The organism is Brevundimonas sp., from assembly GCF_052436175.1.
GTDB lineage: Bacteria > Pseudomonadota > Alphaproteobacteria > Caulobacterales > Caulobacteraceae > Brevundimonas.
Genome location: NZ_JBQVNM010000062.1, coordinates 1 through 16,492, shown reverse-complemented (window position 1 = coordinate 16,492; position 16,492 = coordinate 1). Strand labels below are relative to the sequence as shown.

Below are 16,492 nucleotides of genomic sequence, written 5' to 3'. Positions count from 1 at the left end.
CGGCCCAGCCGTCGTTGACGTCGAAGTTCCAGTTGTTGCCCGTGACCTGCGACTCGGCGTTCAGCGGGTCCGAGAAGTGGTGATAGCCGGCGTCAACCGCACCGTACCAGCCGTCCGGCTCCGCCGACGCAGCACCGGCGGTCGCCAGACCGGCCAGGGCGACGGTTGCAAGAAGTTTCAACTTCATCGTGATCCTCATTCTCTCGTTGCGTAATTCAGACGCCTGATACCGTGGGATCAGACGAGCGACTAGCAGCCGAACGGGGCCGCTGCGTCGCGGTTCCGCCATCCCGGCACGAATGTGGCGACTGTGGCGCCGTTTCAACACATCTGGTCGCTTGTCTTAACAAACCACGACTTGCGTAAAGCGACTTGTATTCCGCCGCGGAAGCCCTTTTAGAGATCGCTCAAGGGCATGAACCCGGGATGAGCGAGGAACCGACCATGGCGATGCGATTTGACGGCCGGGTGGCCATTGTGACCGGCGCGGGCGGCGGTCTGGGCCGCGAACACGCCTTGGCCCTGGCGGCGCGCGGCGCCAAGGTCGTCATCAATGATCTGGGCGGCGCCCGCGACGGAACTGGCGGATCCTCGGCGGCGGCCGAGGCCGTGGTCGAGGAGATCAAGGCGGCGGGCGGCGAGGCCTTCGCCAACGGCGCGTCCGTCACCGACGCCGAGGCGGTTCAGGACATGGTCGATCAGGCCATCGCAACCTGGGGCCGAGTGGACATCCTGGTCAACAACGCCGGTGTCCTGCGGGACAAGACCTTCGCCAAGATGACGCTCGACGACTTCCGCTTCGTGATGGACGTCCACCTGATGGGAGCGGTCAACTGCACCAAGGCGGTGTGGGACGGGATGCGCGAGCGGAACTATGGCCGGATCGTGATGACCACCTCGTCGTCCGGCCTGTTCGGCAACTTCGGCCAGACCAACTATGGCGCCGCCAAGATGGCCCTTGTCGGCTTCATGCAGACCTTGTCGATCGAGGGCGCCAAGAACGACATCCGCGTCAACTGCCTGGCCCCGACCGCCCATACCCGGATGACCGAGGATCTGGGCGCCGCCCTGCCGCTGGAGGCCCTCGGGCCGGAGCTGGTGTCGCCGGGCCTGCTGTATCTGGTTTCGGAGGACGCCCCCACCCGCTGCATCCTCGCGGCCGGCGCCGGCGGCTTCGAGCGCGCCTATGTCACCCTGACCCAGGGCATCCGCGTCGTCGGCCCAGATGCGCCGGAACAGATCGCCGCGCAGTTCGAGGCGATCTCGGACCGCGCGGGCGAGGTCGTGCCCGAAAGCGGCATGGCCCAAGGCGTCATCGAGCTCGGCAAGGCGCAGAAAGCACATTCCTAGTCGCGCCTCGCGGCGCGGCGCCTATGCTCGGCTCGCCCCCTCCAAGACTTGGGCCTCGCGACTTGAGGCGCGAGATGCGGGCCGAGCTTGCGTTGACGTGAGGACAGGTCTGTAAGGTTCAGTCTCGGGTGAAGCGCGCGAAGACGCTGCGGCCCACATCAGGAAACAAAACGCGCTCAAGCAGCGAGCGACCGAGTCGCGAGCGATAGCGCACCAAGGAGTCTTCCATGCGTGAAGCCGTCATCGTCTCGACCGCCCGGACCCCCATCGGTCGGGCCTATCGCGGGGCGTTCAACGACACCCAGGCCCAGCAGCTCGGCGGCCACGCCATCAAGCACGCCGTCGCGCGGGCCGGGGTCGATCCGGCCGAGATCGAGGATGTGGTCATGGGCGCGGCCCTGCAGCAGGGCTCGACCGGCACCAATATCGCGCGTCAGGCCGCCCTGGCGGCCGGGCTGCCGGTCTCGGTCGCGGGCATGAGCCTGGATCGGCAGTGCGCCTCGGGTCTGATGGGCATCGCCACGGCGGCCAAACAGGTGATCTTCGACCAGCAGAAGATGGCGGTCGGCGGCGGCCTGGAGTCGATCTCCCTTGTCCAGAACCAGCACATGAACCTCTACCGCGGCAAGGACGAGGAACTGCTGAAGACCGTCCCCCACATGTATATGTCGATGCTGGAGACGGCCGAGGTCGTGGCCCGCCGCTACGGCATCTCGCGCGATCGCCAGGACGAATACGCCCTGCGCTCGCAGCAGCGCACGGCCGAGGCCCAGGCGGCCGGCCGCTTCGACGCCGAGATCGTGCCCATGACCTCGACCATGCTGGTGACCGACAAGGCGACCGGCGAGACCTCGAAGAAGGAGGTCACCCTGTCCAAGGACGAGGGCAATCGCGCCGACACGACGCTGGAAGGGCTGAAGTCGCTGAAGCCGGTGTTCGGCTCGGGGGAGGAGGTCCAGCAGGGCGAATACATCACGGCCGGCAACGCCTCGCAGCTTTCGGACGGCGCCTCGGCCTGTGTCATCATGGAGGCCGGAGAGGCGGTGAAGCGTCAGCTCCAGCCGCTGGGCGCCTATCGCGGCATGGCCGTGGCGGGTTGCGAGCCCGACGAAATGGGCATCGGCCCGGTCTATGCGGTGCCGATCCTGCTGCGTCGCCACGGGCTGACGGTGGACGACATCGGCATTTGGGAGCTGAACGAGGCCTTCGCCGTCCAGGTGCTGCATTGCCAGGACGTCCTCGGCATTCCCGACGACCGGCTGAACGTCTCGGGCGGCGCCATCTCCATCGGCCACCCCTACGGCATGTCCGGCGCCCGGATGACCGGTCACGTCCTGATCGAGGGCAAGCGGCGTGGCGCCAAGTATGGCGTCGTCACCATGTGCATCGGCGGCGGCATGGGCGCGGCGGGCCTGTTCGAGATCTACTGATCTACACGGACGGTCAGCCGCGCCCATCCTGAGAAGGGGAACCCGAAACGCCTTGCGTTTCGGGGGCGGCGCGGCGGGCCTGTTCGAGATTTACTGATCTACGGATCGAACGGCGGAGATCCGGCGGCCAGATACCGCCGGTGCTCCTCGTCCATCTTGGCTTGCCAGCGGGCGCGCAGTTGCGCCGGGCGGCCGGGATAGCGGTCGTCGAGGAAGGTCGCCTCCACCACCCGGTCGGTGCGGAAGGTGCGGAAATCGTCGCGGCTCTCGCACCAGCCGACCAGCAGGCGCGTGGTCTCTCGATAGCCGATCAGGAAGGGCCAGATGGTCCGACGGCTGGGGCGACCCTGTTCGTCCGCATAGTCGAGGCGGATCTTGCGGCCGCTGTGGATCCATGCCCGGACCTGGGCCATGTCCAGCCGGTCGATCTCCGCCGGTTTCCAGACGGGCGCCGAGGCCACCGACGGCTCCAGCACCACCGGTCGCAGACGCTCGGGCACGGTCGCGGCGATCTTGGCGATCAGGTCCCGGGCGGCGCGGGCCAGGGCCGGGTCGCCGCGCCCGGCCACCCATTGGGCGCCCAGGACCGCCGCCTCGATCTCGTCGGACGTCAGCATCAGGGGCGGCATGTCGAAGCCCCCGTCCAGCACATAGCCGATCCCCGCCTCGCCGCGGATCGGCACCCGCTGCCCCATCAGGGCGGCGATGTCGCGATAGACGCTGCGCTTGGACGTCTCAAGCTCGGCCGCGATCGCCTCGGCCGTCAGCGGGCGCGAGCTGCGGCGCAGCAGCTGGACGATCTGGAACAGGCGGTCGGCGCGTCTCATCCTTGTTGGGCGCTATGCTCGCGACGCGGTCGCTCGCGGCTTGAGCTCCTTCTCCCTTCGTTTTGAACCCGGCCGTTCCGACCTGTGCTCACTCTGCACCTTCACTGCTGACAGCATGCTGGCAGCAGGGTGGCAGTAGTCAATCCCTGCCGCCGGGGAGGGCTTGGCGGCATCGCGCTCAAGCCGCGAGCGACCGCGTCGCGAGCGATAGCGCATCAGAAGGAGAACCCCGATGCTGACGCTGTTTCACGCCCCGCAATCGCGTTCGTCGCGGCTGGTCTGGCTGATCGAGGAACTGGGGGCCGAGGTCGATATCCACTATTGCGACATCCTGCGCGGCGACGGGTCGGGGGCCCGCGATCCGGCCAATCCGCATCCGGACGGCAAGGTTCCGGCCCTGCTGCATGATGGGGCGCTGATCACCGAATCCGGCGCCGTGGCCGTCTATCTGGCGGGGCTCCATCCCGAGGCGGGTCTGGGCTTTCCGCAGGGCTCGCCCGAACGCGGCGTGCTGCTGAGCTGGATGTTCTGGGCGGCAGGCGAGATGGAGCCGGCCTTCTGGGGCAGGATCTCGGGCGCGACCGAGACGGACCCGATGGCCCGGCGCCGCTATCAGCAGGCGACCGACCGACTGATCGAGGCCCTGTGGGAAGGCCCCTGGCTGATGGGCGACCGGTTCACCATCGCCGATGTCATCATCGGCAGCGCCCTGATGTGGGGGCGGGCGTATCTGCCCGACAGCCCCGTGTTTGATCGCTATGTCGAGCGGCTGAACGCCCGCCCGGCCAAGCGGCGGGCCGACGCCCGCGACGGCGATCTGGCCCTGACCCGCGCCGCCTGACCCAACCGCTCGACGCCCATCAGGCCGCGTCGGCGCGGCCTTCATGATGGGCCGGGTCGGTGTGGAAGGGGGCGTCCCCGTCGTCGCTGACCGGCAGGGCGCGCAGGGCCTTCACATAGGCGTCGCGCCAGACGGCGACGTCGGTGTCGCGCACTACCTGCATCAGGGCCTTCCATTTCCGGATCCGCTCCTCGCGCGGCATGGTCAGGGCCTTCTTGATCGCTTCGGACAGCTCCTCGCGGCTGAAGGGATTGACCAGCAGGGCCTCGCCCATCTGTTCGGCGGCGCCGGCGAAGCGGGACAGGATCAGCACGCCCGGATCGTCCGGGTTCTGGGCCGCCACATACTCCTTGGCCACCAGGTTCATGCCGTCGCGCAGGGGGGTGACCAGACCCACACGGGCCGCCCGATAGATTCCGGCCAGCTGATCCCTGCGATAGCTGCGGTTCAGATAGCGGATCGGCTGCCAGTCCATGTCCGCGAACTCGCCGTTGATCCGGCCGGCCAGGGAATCCAGCCGGGCGCGGATGTCCTGATAGGTATCGACCTCGTCCCGGCTGATCGGCGTCACCTGCACCAGGAAGACGTCGCCGTGCATGTCGGTATTGTCCTGGAGGAACTGTTCGTAGCCGACCATCCGCTCCTCCAGCCCCTTGGAGTAGTCGAGCCGGTCCACCCCCACCATCATCGAGCGGAAGGCCGCCGAGGCCGCCATGCGGTCATAGGTGCGCAGGCCGAGGGTGGAATCCCGGGCCTGGAGGAAGCCGTCGACGTCGATGCCGATGGGGAAGACCCCCGTCTGGACCCGCCGACCGAAGCATTCCAGCCCGCCCTCGCCGTCCAACTCCCCCCGCGCCTCCGACACCACATAGTCGCGAAACAGGTCCAGCCATTCCTCGGTGTGGAAGCCGATCAGGTCATAGGCGAACATGGATTCCACCAGCCGCCGGTGATGCGGCAGGGTCACCAGAAGCTGGCGCACCGGCCAGGGGGTGTGCAGGAAGAAGCCGATCCGGTTGGTGATGCCCAGCCGCCGCAAATCCCGGGCGATCGGGATCAGATGATAGTCGTGCACCCAGATGACGTCGTCGGGCTGGATCAGGGGCGCCAGGACCTCGGCGAACCGGGCGTTCACCCGCTCATACCCTTCGCCATAGGACCGTTCATAGGCCGTCAGGTCCACCCGGTGGTGGAACAGGGGCCAGAGGGTCTTGTTGGCGTAGCCGTTGTATTATTCCTCGACGTCCTGGGCCTCAAGATCGACCAGGGCGACCTGCACCCCTGCGCGATCCTCGGTCTTCAGCTCCCCGGTGAAGTGTTCGACGGTTTCCCCCGACCAGCCGAACCAGAGGCCGTCATAGGTCTTGAGTGCGGCGGAAAGGGCCATGGCGAGGCCCCCGGCGGAACCGGCGGCCGGATCCTTTGGCGCGGACACCCGGTTTGAGACGACGATAAGGCGGGACATGGCCCCGAAAACGTCCAAGCGTGGCTTTGGATGCAACGCAACATCGTGATCGAGCGTGATTTGACGCCTTTAGCGGACGTCCGTCCACGACCGGCTGAGCAAAATGGCGCAGTTGATGATGCCGACCAGGGAATAGGTCTGGGGGTAGTTGCCCCAGAGTTCGTTGGTCTCGAGCGCCAGATCCTCGCTCAGCAGACCCGCGTGGGTGCGATGGGCCAGCATCTCCTCGAAGATCTCGCGCGCCTCCTCGATCCGGCCGTTCTGGTGCAGGGCCTCGATGAACCAGAAGGTACAGAAGTTGAAGGCCGTCTCCGGCTCGCCGAAGTCGTCCGGCTCGACATAGCGGAACAGATAGGGCCCCTTCTTGAGGTCGCGCTCGATGGCGTCGAAGGTGGCGACCTGACGTGGGTCTCGGGCGTCGAGGAAGCCCAGATCGACCATCTGCAGCAGGGAGGCGTCCAGTTCGCTCCCGCCGAAGCTGGCGGCGAAGCGGCCCTCGTCGGGGAGGAAGGTCTCCCGCTCGATCCGCTCCCGGATAGTGTCGGCCCGGTCGCGCCAGGTCGCCGACCGCTCATGCAGGCCCAGGTGGTCGGCCGCCTTGGCCAGACGGTCGCAGGCCGCCCAGCACATGACGGATGAATAGGTGTGCACCCGGGCGATGGTGCGGAACTCCCACAGCCCCGCGTCGGTCTGGTCATGCATGGCGAAGGCCCGTTCGCCGACCTTTTCCAGCGCATGGAAGTCGTCGACCGTGCCGGGCCGGATCAACCGGGTGTCGTAGAAGCTCTGGACCAGAGGCAGGACGATCTGGCCATAGACGTCGTGCTGGAGGTGCTCGCGCGCCTGGTTGCCGACCCGCACCGGCTTCATGCCGCGATAGCCCTGGACCGAGGTGACGATGCGCTCGTCGATGTCCTCCTCCAGACCCACGCCATAGACGGGTTGGACATGGCCGCCGGCCGAGGCGTCCACCAGGTTCCTCAGGTAGACGAGATAGTTCTCCAGCATATCCACGGCGCCCAGCCGGTTCAGGGCCCGGACCGTGTAGTAGGCGTCGCGGATCCAGCAGTAGCGATAGTCCCAGTTGCGGCCGCTCTCGGGGAACTCCGGCACCGAGGTGGTCAGGGCCGCGACGATGGCGCCGGTCTCCTCATGGGCGCAGAGCTTGAGGGTGATCGCCGACCGGATCACCGCCTCCTGATAATCGAGGGGGATGTAGAGGGTGCGGACCCAGTTCTTCCAGTAGGCGACGGTGCGGTCCAGCGCCGCCTGGACGCCCGGCCCGACCTCCTGATCATAACCCTCATCGGGGCCGAGGAAGAAGGCCAGGGGATGCTCCAGCCGGAAGGTTCGCTCGTGCAGCACATGCGACACGGGACAGTCGGTCGTGAGCCGCAGCACGACATCCGAACAGAGGTAGCGGATATGGTTGGAGCCGGAGGTGACCCCCGCCCGCCGCGCGCCCCAGTCGGCCGCCGGGCGCAGGCGAACGGTGATGCGCGGCGCTCCGGTCAGGGGGCGGACGATCCGCCCGAAGGCCAGAGGCCGGTAGGTTCGGGAATGTTTCAGATGACGCGGGGCGAAGTCGATGATCTCGACGGAGGCGCCGTCCTCGGCCGTCAGCACGGTGCGGAGCACCGGAGTGTTGCGGATATAGGCCTGATCCGCCCGCTTCATGCCCTCCAGGTCGATGGCCCAGTAGCCGTGATCCGGCGCCTCGCCGTCCATCAGGGCGGAAAAGACCGGGTCGCCGTCCACGCGCGGCGCGCAGGCCCAGACATGGCGGCCGTGGCGGTCGATCAGGGCCGAGATGGCGCAGTTGCCGATGGGGGCCAGATCGACCGACGGGGCGGGCGGGGTCATTGGGCAGGCTCCGTCTCGAAGGCGGCGGATACGCTGTCCAGCCAATCCAGAACGGCGTCAGGTCCGCTCAATCCGAAACGCGCGGCCGTCTCGCGGGGCGGACCGACCAGCACCCCGTAACCGCCGAGGGCCTCGGCGGCGAGGAAGCCGTACTCGTCGGTGAGGTCGTCGCCCAGCATGATCGGCCGTGCGCCCTTGAACGGCGGCTCGGCCATGAAGGCGGTCAGGGCCGCGCCCTTGTCGGCGCCGGGGGTCTTGAGTTCGATCACCAGAACGCCGGGCTGGATCGACAGGCCGTGACGCGCGGCCAGATCGTCGGCCAGGGCCAGAACCTCGGCCTCGTACTGCGGCGCCTGACGATAGTGGAGGCCGACCGCCACCCCTTTCCGCTCGACCAGCAGGCCGGGACGTTCAGCGGCGAAGGCTTCCACGGCGGCGGCGGCCCGGGCGATGCCGGGCGAGGGGGTGAAGGTGGTCTCCTCGCCGTTCGCGCGACGCCGGACCAGGCCGTGCACCCCTGCGGCGGCCGGCGAGGCGTGGTCGGCGATCCGGTCGATCTCTTCGAGGGTGCGGCCGCTGACGATCGCGACGCGCCCGTCCAGGGCCTTGACCAACCGCGCGATCACGGCGGTCCGACGCGGCTCGGCCACGACAGCGTCGGGGGTCGGCGCCAAGGGGGCCAGCACCCCGTCCATGTCGAGGAACAGGGCGACCGGTTCACGGGGCGTCTCCGGCACCGGCAGCGGCGCATGGGAGCGCCCCTCTGCGGCTCTGCTTCCGACCTGTGCCGGCATGTGATCTCCATGATGACTGTGACGCCCCGCGGTCAGAACGCGCCACAACGGCAAAGGTTGGCGAAAAAATGCTGCGGCGCGGCGAGGGGCTTCTGGAACGACTTTGCATTGTGCGGACGACCGGAATGGGGCAATTCCGTCGCAACACAGGACCGTTCCCGGCCTAGAAAGGGAGCGGCCGCCCAGGATAGACCATGTTCCCAGACATTCAGTCCTCCAGCCCCGATCAGGTCGCCGCCATGACAGATCGGGCCCGCTCGGTGATCCAGTTGAACATCGAGGCCCTGCAGGCGCTGGAGCGAACAATCGACGCCTCGGTGGCGCGGGCCTGTGACGTCATCCTGTCCCGCCCCGGCTATGTGGTCGTCACCGGCATGGGCAAGTCGGGGCATATCGGCGGCAAGATCGCCGCCACCCTGGCCTCGACCGGCACCAACGCCTTCTTCGTCCACCCGGCCGAGATGAGCCACGGCGACCTGGGCATGCTGCGCTCGGACACCACCCTGATCGCCATCTCGGCCTCGGGCGAGAGCCGCGAACTGCGCGATCCCCTGATCTTCTGCCAGCGCAACCACATCCCGGTCATCGGCATCACCCAGAGGGCCAACAGCCTGCTGGCGCGGATGTCCGAGGTCGCCCTGGTCATGCCCCATGTGGCCGAGGCCTGCCCCAACGGCCTCGCCCCCACCACCTCGACCCTGATGACCCTGGCCCTCGGCGACGCCCTGGCCATGGTGCTGATGGACCGCCGCGCCTTCACCGCCCAGGATTTCGGCCTGCACCACCCCGGCGGCTCGCTCGGCATGAGCCTGCAAAGCGTTCGGGAGTGGATGGGCGATGTCTATTCTCCCCCCGCCAGCGTGCCGGAGACGGCGTCTTTCGCCGAGGTGGTCTCGGCCATCACCGAGGGTCGAAAGGGCGCCGTCGCCGTGCTGGACGACAGCGGCGACATGGCCGGGATGATCACCGACGGCGACGTGCGCCGGGCCTTCACCCGCGACATCGCCGCCATCACCGCCGCCGACATCATGAGCCGCACCCCGATCACCGTCGGCCCGGACGAGCGGATGAGCGACGTCGTCGATCTCCTGACGGCCAACAAGATCTCAAACGTCTTCGTGGTCGAGGACCGCAAGCCCGTCGCCATCGTCCATGTCGCCGAGCTGATGCAGGCGGGTTATATCGCCTGATCGGAAGCGCGACCGCATGACGACCAACATCCTGTTCGACGCCAGCCGGCTGATCAGCCGCACCGAGCGCAGTGCGCCCACGGGCGTGGACCGGGTGTGCCTGGCCTATGCCGAATGGCTCATGGCTCGACCGGACATTCGCATGGTTCCCGTGCGCAGTCGCCATGACCGGCTCGTCGCGGTCGATCCCGACTGGTTCGACAAGACCGTCCGAACGCTTAGAAAACGCTGGACCAGCCCGACCCGAACCCGTCGCAGCGACGAGGCGGATCGTCTTTTCGCAGCCCTCCGCGCCACGTCGCCGATGACGCAGTCTGTCATCAGTCCGCCACCGGATCCGGAGTCGGTCGAGCGTTCGAAGACCGGACGACTGCGCGTGCTGCGCCAGTTCGTCCGATCGCGGACATTGCCGGACCTGCCGCATGGCCGCGCCTATTTCAACGTCGGCCACACCAGCCTGAACACGCCCGACATTCTGGCCTCGTTGAAACAGGCTGGCGTGCCGAGCATCGTGATGTTGCACGATCTGATCCCGATCACCCACCCGGAGTTCTGTCGACCGGGCGATGGGGAAAAGCATCGCGTGCGTGTCCTCAACGCCGTGAACCACGCGACCCATATTCTGGCGAATTCGGCCTACACCGCCCATGAGCTGGCCCGGTTCGTGGACCGCGAGGGCCTCTCTTCCCCGCCGGTCAACGCCGTGCACCTGGGCCTTGAGCCGCGATTTTCGGCCGTGCGTCGCCAAGAGACGCCGCACCCCTATTTCATCCATGTCGGCACGATCGAGGGGCGCAAGAACCTGGCCTTTCTGCTCAGCGTGTGGCGCAGGCTGCAGGAGCGAATGGGCGAGCGGGCGCCCCGTCTGGTCCTCGCCGGTCGCTACGGCTGGGAGAACGAGGCGGTGCTGGATCATCTGGAGCGTTCGCCCAATCTGCAGGGGCTGGTGCATCAGACCGCCGGCCTCGGCGACGAGGATCTGGTGCGCCTGATGTCGGATGCGCGGGCGGTGCTGGCGCCCTCGTCTGTCGAAGGGTTTGACCTGCCGGCGGTGGAGGCCAGCGCCATGGGCCTGCCCCTGATCGCCTCGGACATTCCGGCGCATCGCGAGCTGGTCCCCCATGCCGAGCTGATCGACCCGCTCGACGGGCTCGGCTGGCTGGCGGCGCTCGAGCGGGCGACGCTCAAGGCGCCGGTCGCCCCGCCCTATCAGGCTCCGACCTGGGCCGGCCACTTCTCCGAGGTCGAGCGCCTGTTCAACATCTAGGGAGCGGCCAGGTTCAGCGAGCGGCCAGACCCGTCGCCTCGGCCAGAATTTCGATCGAGCGCATCCGGGCGGCCGGGGCCCAGATCTGGCTGGTGACCATCAGTTCGTCGGCGCCCGTTTCGGCGATGAAGGCGTCGATGCGGTCCCTGACCGTCTCGGCCGAACCGACGGCGGCGCAGGACAGGGCCTGAGCAATCATGGCGCGCGCGCCGGCGTCCAGATGGGCCTCATAGCCCTCGACCGGCGGCGGCAGCTTGCCGGGGCGGCCTGAGCGCAGGTTGACGAAGGCCTGTTGCAGCGAGCTGAACAACAGCTGGGCCTCCGCGTCCGTCTCGGCGGCGAAGACGTTGTAGCCCAGCATGACATAGGGCTCGGCCAGGCGTTCTGAGGGCCGGAAGGTCGTGCGATAGACCTCCAGCGCCCGCTTCAGGTCGGTCGGGGCGAAGTGGCTGGCGAAGGCGTAGGGCAGGCCCAGATGCGCCGCCAGCTGCGCCCCGTAGGTCGAGGAGCCGAGAATCCAGATCGGCACGTCCTGACCCTCGCCCGGGTTGGCGATGATCCGCTGATCGTCCTTGGCCGGGGCGAACCAGTGCATCAGCTCCATCACGTCCTGGGGGAAGTTGTCCACGTCGCCCTGAAGCGTGCGGCGCAGAGCCCGGGCCGTGGCCATGTCCGATCCCGGCGCCCGGCCCAGACCGAGGTCGATCCGACCGGGATGCAGGGCCGCCAGGGTGCCGAACTGTTCGGCGATCACCAGCGGCGCGTGGTTGGGCAGCATGACCCCGCCCGCTCCGACGCGGATCGTCTTCGTCGCCGCCGCCACCGCCCCGATCACCACCGAGGTCGCCGCTGAGGCGATGCCCGCCATGTTGTGGTGCTCGGCCAGCCAGTAACGATTATAGCCCAGCCGCTCGGCCTGGCGGGCCAGATCGATCGTGTTGGCCAGGGCGCGGGAGACGTCCGAACCCTGGGGCACGGGGGCGAGGTCGAGTATGGAAAGGCGGGTCATCTGCGCCATATGGGGATCAGGGGCGGGTGACCAAGCGTCAGTTACGATCCGTGACGCCGGCCCAGAGAAAGCGCGGGGGCGACGCGACCGGCGATTGCAGTCTATGCTTGGGGCACCTGAAGCTGGAGCCCGCCGCCGCATGCGTCGTTTTCTGATCTGGTCCGGTCTCGCCGCCCTGATCGGCCTGGCGCTCGCGGTGGCCGGAGTGTGGGCCTACACCCATTTCTATGCCCGTTTCCAGCCGGTCGCGATCGACCGCAATCAGGCGGAGATCCAGCGCTTGCTCGATTCCGCCCCCTGGATTTCGGCGGGCGGCGGCGATCAGCCCGTCTATGTCGTCGGCTATCGCGAGAACGGACCGACGCTCGACTATCTGCGCCAGGAGGCGGCCAAGCTGCATGTCGCCGGCGGCGACGTGCGGGTGATCCTGTTCGCCCGCCCGGACCGGGCGGGCGTCTCCCGGTCGACCCCGGCCGAGCGCGCCACCATCGCCGAACTGTGGTGGAGCCGCGACTGGACCCTGTACCAGCGCTGGATCGCTGCGCCCGCCCGCGACTGGACGGCCGAGGGCGTCGCGCCCGCCGACGGCAATCTGGCCCGCAGCGCCATCGTCGACGCCAGCCGCCGGTTCGCCGAACGCCTGTCGGACCTGCTGAAGGAGGCCGGGGTGAGCACGGACTGGCCCCTGGTCATCTGGCGTGATCGGGAGGGGTTCCTGAAGGCCTGCGCCTGTTCCGACCGGCGATCCTGGGCCTTCATCCGAGACGACCTGGGCGCGCCCGACGCCCTCGGCGCGGATACGCCCTTTGACGCCCTGCCGGAGGCCGACGCCACGGCGGCGCCGATCCCGCCGGCGACGGAGGACCGCGCCCTGCCCTATCCGGACCTTCCGGCCATTCCGCCGTCCACGGCGCCTCAGGCCCAGCCGCAGATCCAGTCCCCCGCCCAGCCCGGCGCCGCCGCGCCTCGCACGGCCGGCCCCCCGCCTTCGACCCGGCTGGAACGCCAGACCACCCGACCTCCCGCGTCGCGGTCCACGACGCCCCGGTCCACGGCTCCCAAGCCGCCGGAGGAGGAGGACACCCGCTTCTACTGACGGCGCGTCAGTCCAGTCCGGCGCAGGCGGCGATCAGGGCGTCCACGTCCGCCTCGTCCTGATAGAGGCCGAAGCCGAAGCGGATCACGTCTTCGCGCACATCGGTGATCACATTCCGCTCCAGAAGGTCGGCGCGCCATCGGGGGGCATCGGGATGGCGCAGGGCGAGGAAACGGGCGCGGCCCTCGCCCTCCCGGATCGGGTTCAGGACCTCGGCCGAGCCCAGCGGCCCGCACGCCCCCGCCCCGACGGCCGCACCGAACCGGCGCTGAAGCGACAGGGCGTGGGCCGAGACGTCGGCCGTGGTCAGGCCCGCCTCATCCAGCATCCGCCGCACCGCGTTGAAGCGATACAGCGCCGAGGCGTCGAACGTCGCGCCCCAGAACCGCCCGCCGTCCGTCCGGTAGCCGACGCCGCCCGGCGGACCCTCCAGATCCCCAAACTCGGCGAACCAGCCGGTGACGACGGGGCGAGGCGCGAAGCCGGGCGGGGCATGCAGGAAGCACACGCCCTCGCCGGACATGGCGTACTTGTAGCCCCCCGCCAGATAGAAGACCCGGTCGGCCACATCTGACAGGTCCGTGGTCGTCGCCATGAAGCCGTGGTAGCCGTCCACGACCACCCACGGCCCCGCCGGACCGGCCAGGGCGGCGAGGTCCGCCAGGCCGTCAAACAGGCCACCGGTGCGGAAGAAAACCTGGCTGATGAAGATCAGATCAAACGACCCGGCGCGGGCGGCGGCCAGGAACCGCGCCGCGAAACTGTCGAACGGCTCCAGGGGAACGCGGTCGACAACCACCTCTCCGACCTCCTCCCAGCGCTCGGCCTGACGTCGGAAGGAATGGAATTCGCCGTCGGTGGACAGGATGCGCACGGGCTTTCGCTCCACGCCGGAAACCAGCCGCAGCAGCAGGTCGTGGGTGTTGGGCGCGAAGACGACGCTGTCGGGCGACGGCAGACCCAGTTCGTGCGCCACATGGCCCTGGGCCTCGGGAATGACCTCGCCGAAGACCAGATCCCATTTGCGGTCGGCGTGACGCATGGCGTCGTCCCAGGCCCGCATCTGGGCCTCATGCGAGACATCAGGCCAGAGGTGATGACTGTGGGCCGCGAAATGCAGACGACCGGGCGCCAGCGACAGGGCGCGCGAAAAGAGAGGCTTGAACGACATCGGCCGACCCTAGCGCGGGCCGGCCGATGCGTCACGGATGCATGAAAGCCGAGAGATGCTTGTGCTCAAGTCGTGAGCGACCGCGTTGCGAACATAGCGCGGCGCGAAGCGCCCTAGACCAAAGTTCCGTGGCAATGCTTGAACTTGCGGCCCGAGCCGCAGGGGCAGTCGGCGTTGCGCGAGGTGCGCTGCCAGCCTTCGGGAAGCAGTTCGACCGGTAAACGCGAGCGGTCGTCGCCCTGGAACTGGCCTTCCGGGTTCTGGGCGGCGGTGTTGAGCATCTCGTTCTCGCCGGTGCCGGGGTTCAGGTGGATCTCCTGGAACTCGGGCATCTCAAGCTCGGGCGGCGCCTCGAAGCGGAACTCGACCGTCATCAGCCAGCGGGTGACGTTCTGGCGAAGCTCGTGCAGCAGGTTCTCGAACAGGGAGAAGGCTTCGGTCTTGTACTCGTTCAGCGGATCGCGCTGGCCATAGCCGCGCAGGCCGATGACGCCGCGCAGGTGGTCCAGATGAACCAGATGCTCGCGCCAGTTCATGTCGATCTGCTGCATCAGGAACTGACGCTCGATGCCGCGCATCTGGCCCTCGCCGATCAGGGCGATGCGTTCGGCCGCGCGGGTTTCGGCGGCGGCCTGGATGCGCTCCTCGACCTCCTCATTGGACACGCCTTCCTCGGCGGCCCAGTCATGCAGCGGCAGCTCCAGACCCAGGATCGACCGGACCCGTTCGTCCAGACCGTCGATGTCCCACTGTTCGGCATAGGCCTTGGGCGGCATGTAGCGTTCGACCAGATCGCTCACGACATCCCGGCGGAATTCGCCCACCAGCTCGGACAGGTCGGTAGAGTCCATGAACTCCTGCCGCTGCTCGAACACGGCCTTGCGCTGGTCGTTCACGACGTCGTCGTATTTCAGCAGGTTCTTGCGGATGTCGTAGTTGCGGGCCTCGACGCGCTTCTGGGCCGTCTCGACCGCACGGTTCAGCCAGGGGTGGCTGATGGCCTCGCCCTCGGCCACGCCGAAGTTCCGCATGATGGCGTCCAGACGATCGCCGGCGAAGATGCGCAGCAGGTCGTCCTGGCAGGACAGGAAGAACTTGGACACGCCCGGATCGCCCTGACGGCCCGTCCGGCCGCGCAGCTGGTTGTCGATACGGCGGCTCTCGTGGCGTTCCGTGCCGAGCACGAACAGGCCGCCGGCGGCCAGGGCTTCCTGGCGCTTGACCTCGATCTCGGCCTTGAACTCGGCGGTCTTGGCTGCGAGGTCCTCGGGCGTGACCTCGACGGCCATGTTGCGCTGATCCAGCTGCCAGCGCTGCAGACGCATGTCCAGGTTGCCGCCCAGCTGGATGTCGGTGCCGCGGCCGGCCATGTTGGTGGCGATGGTCACCGCGCCCGGCAGGCCGGCGTCGGCGACGATATAGGCCTCCTGCTCGTGCTGGCGGGCGTTCAGAACGGAGTGGGGGATGCCGGTGAACTCGGTCTTCCAGACGATGTCCCAGGCGGCGTCGCCGACCTTGGCGGCCTCCTTCTCCTTGCCCGCGAACTCCGGCTTCAGGGTGCGCGAGACCTCGGTCTTGTAGACGAAAGTGTCGAGCAGGGCCGACAGGGCCTCGGACTTCTCGATCGAGACGGTGCCGACCAGGATGGGCTGGCCCCGGACGTGGCATTCGGCGATCTGGCGCGCGATGGCCACATTCTTCTCGGCCTCGGTGCGGAACACCTCGTCGTCGTGGTCGATGCGGACCACGGGGCGGTTGGTCGGCACCTCGAGCACGTCCATCTTGTAGATGTCCATGAACTCCTGGGCCTCGGTCGCGGCCGTGCCGGTCATGCCCGAGAGCTTCTCGTAGAGGCGGAAATAGTTCTGGATCGTCACCGAGGCCAGGGTCTGGTTCTCGGGCATGATCTTGACGTCCTCCTTGGCCTCGATGGCCTGGTGGAGGCCCTCGGACAGGCGGCGTCCGGTCATCATCCGGCCGGTGAACTCATCAATCAGGACGATCTCGCCGCCCTTGATGATGTAGTCCTTGTCGCGCTGGTACAGGGTGTTGGCGCGCAGGGCCTGGTTGATGTGGTGAACCAGGCTGATGTTGGCGGCGTCGTAGAGGCCGGTGGTGTCCTCGGCGAAATAGCCGCCGGCCTCCATCATCGCCTCGATCTTCTCGGAGCCCTCCTCGGTCAACAGGGA

Annotated in this window: 12 protein-coding genes and 2 pseudogenes; 6 read left to right on the top strand and 8 right to left on the bottom strand. The window is 68.1% G+C overall.

Going from position 1 to position 16,492, the window contains the following annotated elements:
- Positions 1 to 187, bottom strand: a pseudogene (locus ACT6QK_RS12475) (cell envelope biogenesis protein OmpA); the annotation flags it as partial.
- Positions 188 to 444: 257 nt separating this feature from the next.
- Between ACT6QK_RS12475 and ACT6QK_RS12470 the strand changes: the two are divergent.
- Positions 445 to 1,350 (top strand): SDR family NAD(P)-dependent oxidoreductase, encoded by a 906-nt coding sequence (locus ACT6QK_RS12470; protein WP_444598146.1) that lies wholly within the window; start codon positions 445 to 447, stop codon positions 1,348 to 1,350.
- A 227-nt stretch (positions 1,351 to 1,577) separates the two neighbouring features.
- A complete protein-coding gene (locus ACT6QK_RS12465; protein ID WP_444598145.1) occupies positions 1,578 to 2,780 on the top strand; it encodes an acetyl-CoA C-acyltransferase in 1,203 nt (400 codons plus the stop codon).
- A gap of 98 nt (positions 2,781 to 2,878) precedes the next feature.
- On the opposite strand, the gene ACT6QK_RS12460 is transcribed toward ACT6QK_RS12465, so the two are convergent.
- Positions 2,879 to 3,607 carry a helix-turn-helix transcriptional regulator gene (locus tag ACT6QK_RS12460; RefSeq protein WP_444598144.1) on the bottom strand — a complete coding sequence of 243 codons (729 nt, stop codon included), beginning with the start codon at positions 3,605 to 3,607 and terminating at the stop codon, positions 2,879 to 2,881.
- A 232-nt stretch (positions 3,608 to 3,839) separates the two neighbouring features.
- On the opposite strand from ACT6QK_RS12460, the gene ACT6QK_RS12455 reads away from it, so the two are divergent.
- Positions 3,840 to 4,448 (top strand): glutathione S-transferase family protein, encoded by a 609-nt coding sequence (locus ACT6QK_RS12455; protein ID WP_444598143.1) that lies wholly within the window; start codon positions 3,840 to 3,842, stop codon positions 4,446 to 4,448.
- Positions 4,449 to 4,467: 19 nt separating this feature from the next.
- On the opposite strand, the pseudogene ACT6QK_RS12450 reads toward ACT6QK_RS12455, so the two are convergent.
- The 3 genes and pseudogenes from ACT6QK_RS12450 to otsB form a co-directional block, all read right to left on the bottom strand.
- Positions 4,468 to 5,913 (bottom strand): annotated as a pseudogene (locus tag ACT6QK_RS12450) (alpha,alpha-trehalose-phosphate synthase (UDP-forming)).
- A gap of 69 nt (positions 5,914 to 5,982) precedes the next feature.
- Positions 5,983 to 7,776, bottom strand: a complete 1,794-nt coding sequence (locus ACT6QK_RS12445; protein ID WP_444598142.1) for a glycoside hydrolase family 15 protein — start codon at positions 7,774 to 7,776, stop codon at positions 5,983 to 5,985.
- On the bottom strand, positions 7,773 to 8,570 hold the full coding sequence (gene otsB, locus ACT6QK_RS12440) for a trehalose-phosphatase (protein ID WP_444598141.1): 798 nt from the start codon (positions 8,568 to 8,570) through the stop codon (positions 7,773 to 7,775). Before otsB ends, ACT6QK_RS12445 begins: the two co-directional genes overlap by 4 nt.
- 194 nt (positions 8,571 to 8,764) lie before the next feature.
- On the opposite strand from otsB, the gene ACT6QK_RS12435 reads away from it, so the two are divergent.
- Both ACT6QK_RS12435 and ACT6QK_RS12430 read left to right on the top strand, forming a co-directional pair.
- Positions 8,765 to 9,760, top strand: a complete 996-nt coding sequence (locus ACT6QK_RS12435; RefSeq protein WP_444598140.1) for a KpsF/GutQ family sugar-phosphate isomerase — start codon at positions 8,765 to 8,767, stop codon at positions 9,758 to 9,760.
- A gap of 16 nt (positions 9,761 to 9,776) precedes the next feature.
- A complete protein-coding gene (locus ACT6QK_RS12430) occupies positions 9,777 to 11,027 on the top strand; it encodes a glycosyltransferase family 4 protein (RefSeq protein WP_444598139.1) in 1,251 nt (416 codons plus the stop codon).
- 13 nt (positions 11,028 to 11,040) lie between these two features.
- On the opposite strand, the gene ACT6QK_RS12425 is transcribed toward ACT6QK_RS12430, so the two are convergent.
- On the bottom strand, positions 11,041 to 12,036 hold the full coding sequence (locus ACT6QK_RS12425) for an LLM class flavin-dependent oxidoreductase (RefSeq protein ID WP_444598138.1): 996 nt from the start codon (positions 12,034 to 12,036) through the stop codon (positions 11,041 to 11,043).
- Between the two features lie 139 nt (positions 12,037 to 12,175).
- Between ACT6QK_RS12425 and ACT6QK_RS12420 the strand changes: the two genes are divergently transcribed.
- Positions 12,176 to 13,132 (top strand): hypothetical protein, encoded by a 957-nt coding sequence (locus tag ACT6QK_RS12420; RefSeq protein ID WP_444598137.1) that lies wholly within the window; start codon positions 12,176 to 12,178, stop codon positions 13,130 to 13,132.
- 7 nt (positions 13,133 to 13,139) lie between these two features.
- Here the strand turns inward: ACT6QK_RS12420 and ACT6QK_RS12415 are convergent, their stop codons facing one another.
- Both ACT6QK_RS12415 and secA read right to left on the bottom strand, forming a co-directional pair.
- Complete coding sequence (locus ACT6QK_RS12415) at positions 13,140 to 14,303, bottom strand: kynureninase/PvdN C-terminal domain-containing protein (protein WP_444598136.1); 1,164 nt, start codon at positions 14,301 to 14,303, stop codon at positions 13,140 to 13,142.
- 113 nt (positions 14,304 to 14,416) lie between these two features.
- The coding region (secA, locus tag ACT6QK_RS12410; RefSeq protein ID WP_444598135.1) for a preprotein translocase subunit SecA at positions 14,417 to 16,492 on the bottom strand (2,076 nt) is incomplete at its 5' end.

Excerpts from the sequence above, each read along its gene's own strand:
- ACT6QK_RS12470 (WP_444598146.1), top strand. The coding sequence starts at position 445 with ATGGCGATGCGATTTGACGGCCGGGTGGCCATTGTGACCGGCGCGGGC.
- ACT6QK_RS12460 (WP_444598144.1), bottom strand. The coding sequence starts at position 3,607 with ATGAGACGCGCCGACCGCCTGTTCCAGATCGTCCAGCTGCTGCGCCGC.
- ACT6QK_RS12455 (WP_444598143.1), top strand. The coding sequence starts at position 3,840 with ATGCTGACGCTGTTTCACGCCCCGCAATCGCGTTCGTCGCGGCTGGTC.
- otsB (WP_444598141.1), bottom strand. The coding sequence starts at position 8,570 with ATGCCGGCACAGGTCGGAAGCAGAGCCGCAGAGGGGCGCTCCCATGCG.
- ACT6QK_RS12430 (WP_444598139.1), top strand. The coding sequence starts at position 9,777 with ATGACGACCAACATCCTGTTCGACGCCAGCCGGCTGATCAGCCGCACC.
- ACT6QK_RS12415 (WP_444598136.1), bottom strand. The coding sequence starts at position 14,303 with ATGTCGTTCAAGCCTCTCTTTTCGCGCGCCCTGTCGCTGGCGCCCGGT.
- ACT6QK_RS12420 (WP_444598137.1), top strand. The coding sequence starts at position 12,176 with ATGCGTCGTTTTCTGATCTGGTCCGGTCTCGCCGCCCTGATCGGCCTG.
- ACT6QK_RS12425 (WP_444598138.1), bottom strand. The coding sequence starts at position 12,036 with ATGACCCGCCTTTCCATACTCGACCTCGCCCCCGTGCCCCAGGGTTCG.
- ACT6QK_RS12445 (WP_444598142.1), bottom strand. The coding sequence starts at position 7,776 with ATGACCCCGCCCGCCCCGTCGGTCGATCTGGCCCCCATCGGCAACTGC.
- ACT6QK_RS12435 (WP_444598140.1), top strand. The coding sequence starts at position 8,765 with ATGTTCCCAGACATTCAGTCCTCCAGCCCCGATCAGGTCGCCGCCATG.
- ACT6QK_RS12465 (WP_444598145.1), top strand. The coding sequence starts at position 1,578 with ATGCGTGAAGCCGTCATCGTCTCGACCGCCCGGACCCCCATCGGTCGG.